This window comes from Vulcanococcus sp. DEBay_Sum29NL08_54 (assembly GCF_017859255.1).
In the GTDB taxonomy this organism is placed as follows: Bacteria; Cyanobacteriota; Cyanobacteriia; order PCC-6307; family Cyanobiaceae; genus Vulcanococcus.
The window spans coordinates 1-4,766 of sequence record NZ_JAFMNJ010000059.1 but is presented as its reverse complement, the minus strand read 5'-3'; the positions used below and the strand labels follow the sequence as shown (position 1 = coordinate 4,766).

Here is a 4,766-nt window from a genome sequence, read left to right as displayed (position 1 = left end):
GGAGGATCGCCTCGGCGTTCTGGCGCTGGGGCTTGATCGAGCTCATCACGCGGCCGTTGAGGGCGGCGTAGATGGTGGGTACCGGTGCACCCATCTGCAGCGCACTCACCACGGTCCAAAGGCCAGTGCCCTTTTGGCCCGCCTGATCGACGATCTTCTCCACAAGGTCGCTGCCATCGGCGGGGTCCTTGGTCCGCAGGCAGATCTCGGTGATTTCAACGAGATAGGACGCCAACTCCTCTGTGCTGTTCCAGTGGCCAAAGATGTCGGCCATCTGTGTGCCGCTGAGGCCCCCAACCCGCTTGAGCAGGTCGTAGGCCTCGGCAAGGATCTGCTCGATGCCGTACTCAATGCCGTTGTGGACGGTCTTGACGAAGTGGCCGGAGCCCCCGGGACCGATGTAGGTGACGCAGGGTCCGTCTTCCACCTGGGCCGCCATCTTGCAGACCAGGCTCTCAATCGCGTCGTAGGAGGCCTTGGTGCCGCCGGGCATCATGCTCGGCCCTTCGAGGGCTCCTTTGGCACCGCCTGAGACCCCCATCCCGATAAAGCCAAAACTCTTGCTCTCGAGCTCAGCCACACGACGTTCGGTGTCGTGGTACTCCGAGTTGCCACCATCGATCAGCAGATCGCCTGCTTCGAGGTAGGGCGAAATGTCTTTGATCACCGCATCCACCGCAGGACCGGCCTTGACCATCATCAGGATCCGGCGCGGATGCTGAAGCTTGCTGACAAAGTCCTCCAGGCTCGTGGAGCCAACGATGTTCTTGCCGGCGCCCATCCCAGAGAGGAACTCCTCTGTCTTGGCATAGGTGCGGTTGTAGACCACGCTGGAGAAGCCATTGCGCTCAGCGTTGAGCACCAGGTTCTCGCCCATCACACCGAGACCGATCAAGCCGAAATGGGCCTTGTCCATGGAGCTTTGAAGATGGATCCAATGTCACCAGTGTGGCGGCGTCTTTCAGCGGCGTGAACCGTTGTTGGCGAACACTGAAACAGGTTGAGTTGCCAACAAAAAAAAAACCTCTCTGCAAAGGCAGAGAGGGTTTGGTACTCAATCGTCTTGGGCGATCAAATGACGGTGTTGTCGGGGATGCTCGCGTTCTTGACCACGACGACGATGCCGTTACGGATGTAGAAGCCCAGTTCAGGACGATCGGCTTCTTCGACGTTGTCCTTGTTGACGATGGTGACGTTGTCTCCGATGCGAGCGTTCTTGTCGAGGATCGCGCGCTTAACCGTTGTGCCGCGACCGACGCCGACAGGAGTTCCGCCGCGGTGACGCAGAGCATTGCGTTCGGCGGATGACTCAAAAAAGTCGTTGCCCATCACCAGGGTGTCCTGAAGAACAGCGTCTTCTTCAACGCGGCTGCGAACACCCAGGACGCAGTGGTGGATGCTGCAGGCCTTGAGGATTGAACCCTCACCAATGATCGATTGGGTCACCTGGGAGTCCAGCAACTTGCTGGGGGGCAGGTAACGGGGACGCGTGTAGATCGGGAAGGACTCCTCGTAGAACGAGAAGGCCGGGTTGGGCTGATCGGTCAGGGCCAGGTTGGCCTCATAGAAGGCACCGATCGTTCCGATGTCTTCCCAATAGTCATCGAAGAGGTAGCTCTGGATGTGGTCACCCCGCTCCAAGGAGGCAGGGATCAGCTCCTTGCCAAAGTCCGTGGCGCTGGGGTTCTTCGCCAGCAAATCGAACAGGGTCTCGCGGCTGAAGACGTAGATCCCCATCGATGCGAGATAGGGGCGCTTCTCGGCTTCCTCTGGGGAGAGCCCCAGACGGGAGGTGTCGACCCACATCTCCTTCAGGGCATCACCCTTGGGCTTCTCGCGGAACTCGCGAATCTTTCCTTTCTCGTCGGTGTGCATCAAGCCGAAGGCTTCGGCCTGCGGGGCATCCACCGGCAGGGCACCGATGCTGATGTCGGCGCCGGTGGCGATGTGGTGGTTGACGAACTCGCTGTAGTCCATCCGGTAGAGCTGGTCACCGGAGAGGATCAGGTAGTGGTCCACATCCCATTCCTGGAAGAGCCACTGGTACTTGCGAACAGCATCCGCTGTTCCCTCGAACCAGCTGGGGCTCTCAGGGGTCTGCTGGGCCGCCAGTACCTCGACAAAGCCCTGACCAAAGCCAGAGGAGAGGTTGTAGCTCTGGGTGAGGTGACGGTTGAGGGAAGCGCTGTTGAACTGCGTCAACACGTACATCTTGTTGATGTCGGAGTTGATGCAGTTACTGATGGGGATATCAATCAGTCGATACTTGCCAGCCAGGGGCACGGCGGGCTTGGCCCGCATCTTGGTCAGAGGGTAAAGGCGGGTCCCTGCACCGCCGCCCAGAATGATCGCCAGAACGCGCTTCATCGCTTCCCTCTACGCCAAAAGCACGGCGACGTTAAGCGATTACTGAGGCCGCTCCACGGCTTTTGGGGCACATTGGCGGCAATTCGTACGGCTTTTCCCAGAACAGCCGTGATCCCTTAAAAACCGGGTGGGGTGCTTAGCCCTGGAGGTCCTCCAATTCGAACAGCTCCTGGATGACCTTCATCGCCTGGTGCCGCTGCTGACGGGGCTGGGGAGCCCTCAGTTTCGTGACGGGACCATGGAGGATTTTGTTGATGATCCCTTTGCTCAGGGCCTCGACAACCTTGCGCTCGCGGGCGGAGAGGTCAGGACCCATCCGACTCAGTGCCTTCTGGAGCTCCTGCTCGCGGATCTCCTCGAGTTGGGTGCGCAGCCTGTTGGCCACGGGGACCGCCTCTAGACCATCCCACCACTCGATGAACTGTTGCCCCTCCTGATGAAGCATGCCCTCTGCTTCAGCGGCAATCTCACGGCGCGCCTCCTGGTTGCGGGCAACCACCTCTTGGAGGTCGTCCACGTCATAGGCAGCGATGCCGCTGAGCTCGGAGACATCCGCTGAGATGTTCCGTGGCACGCCGATGTCCACCAACATCAAGGAGGAGCGTCGGTTCAATTGCCCCAAACGCTCTGCCGTAATGATCGGGTCATCGGCACCCGTGCTGGTGAACACAAGGGAACAGGTGCTCAGGCAGTGATTGAGATCGCTGAGCGGCCGGCATTGCACCGGCAGAGCGGGGAAGTCCGCCGCCATCTCCTCGGCACGGGAGACGGTTCGGTTGAGCAGGACAACACCCCTGGCTCCCTTGGCCTGAAGGTGCTGGAGAAGCAGTCGGGCCATCCGACCGGCGCCAACCACCGCAATTTGTTCCTGATCGAGGGGAACGAGATCGTCAATCCCACGGGCTTGTCCAACCTTCAGTTGGGCCAGCTCAACGGCTGCAGAGCTGATCGAAACGGCACCGGTCCCCAGGTTGGTCTCCGAACGCACCCGCTTACCAGTGCTGACGGCTTGGTTGAGCAGGCGGTTCAGGATTGGGCCGATCGAGCGATGCTCTTGGCCCAGGCGGTACATCTTTTTGACCTGGGACAGGATCTGGCCTTCCCCCAAGACCAAAGAATCCAAGCCAGCCGCGACACGCATCAGGTGCCCGATGGCCTCCTCGTGGTGGTAGGCAAAGAGGTGGGGCATGAGCTCAGAGAGCTCAAGGCCGGAATGCTGACTGAGAAAACTGCCGACGGCTGAAACCCCCTGCTCAGGGTTGCGAAGCAGGGTGTAGATCTCGAGCCGATTGCAGGTGCTGAGAATCGAGGCCTCAAGAACCTGTTCGTCCGCCCGCAGGCGCTGGAGGGAGTCCTCCATGCTCTGCTCAGCAATGCTGAGACGTTCCCGGATCTCAACCGGGGCCGTTCGGTGACTGAGTCCGACGACGGCGATGTGCATGAAGGTGGATCCGGGGGTGCGCAACAGGGACGGCTAAAAGAAAGCCGGGCCTCCCAGAGGAGACCCGGCTCGAGCTGATCGGGCGATCAGCGCAGAGCGATGCTCTGGGCTCCGTCCTTGATGTGGACCGTGGTGGTGAAACGGGCGGTGTTGTCCAGGGTGCTGATCACCAGGGAGCTGGTGCGGGTGCAGTCCTTCTCGAACTTCACGCCGTCGAAGAGCAGACCATCGGTGATGCCGGTGGCAGCGAACACCACGTTCTCGCCGCAGGCCAGTTCGTTGGCTTCGTAGACGCGGTCGGGATCGGTGATACCCATCTCGGCCAGGCGGGCCAGGTTGCCTTCCTTGGTCAGGCCTTCCCACTCGGAGGTCTGAGCGACGGCGGGGTCGTACACCAGTTGTCCCTGGAAGTGACCGCCCAGGGCGCGCAGGGCGGCTGCGGAAATCACACCCTCAGGAGCAGCGCCAATACCCATCAGACAGTGGGTACCGGTGCCTGCGAAACCACAGGCGATGGCAGCCTGCACGTCGCCATCAGAGATGGGCTGGACGCGGGCGCCGGTGGCGCGGATCTCCTTGATCAGGTCCTTGTGACGAGCGCGGTCCATCACCACGATGACCAGCTCTTCAGCGGGAAGGCCCAGGCACTCGCTCAGGATCTTGATGTTCTCGGTGGCCGACTTGTTGATGTCGACCTTGCCCTTTGCTGCCGGGGGTGCAGCCAGCTTCTTCATGTAGAAGTCGGGGGCATTGAAGAGACCGCCGCGGTCAGAGGCAGCCAAAACGGCCATCGAGCCACGCTGGCTGTTGGCACAGAGGTTGGTGCCTTCGCAGGGGTCCACAGCGAAGTCCACGCCAGGGCCGGTGCCGCTGCCGACTTCCTCACCGATGTACAGCATGGGGGCTTCGTCGCGCTCGCCCTCGCCGATCACGATGCGGCCCTGCATCTGGATCTTGT

The 4,766-nt window shown here is 61.1% G+C and carries 4 protein-coding genes; all 4 read right to left on the bottom strand.

Annotation, left to right across the window (positions count from 1 at the left end; all coding sequences use genetic code 11):
- Positions 1–916, bottom strand: a 916-nt coding sequence (gndA, locus tag QZ186_RS11130) for an NADP-dependent phosphogluconate dehydrogenase (protein WP_296416849.1), incomplete at its 3' end; no start/stop codon positions are given.
- A gap of 155 nt (positions 917–1,071) precedes the next feature.
- Positions 1,072–2,367, bottom strand: coding sequence for a glucose-1-phosphate adenylyltransferase (locus QZ186_RS11125; RefSeq protein ID WP_247478340.1), 1,296 nt, complete (start codon positions 2,365–2,367; stop codon positions 1,072–1,074).
- Between the two features lie 136 nt (positions 2,368–2,503).
- Positions 2,504–3,808: a glutamyl-tRNA reductase gene (locus QZ186_RS11120; RefSeq protein WP_247479974.1), complete on the bottom strand. Its 1,305-nt coding sequence runs from the start codon at positions 3,806–3,808 to the stop codon at positions 2,504–2,506.
- An 86-nt stretch (positions 3,809–3,894) separates the two neighbouring features.
- Positions 3,895–4,766 (bottom strand): class II fructose-bisphosphatase (gene glpX, locus QZ186_RS11115; protein ID WP_296416844.1); only part of this gene is annotated, 872 nt, incomplete at its 5' end.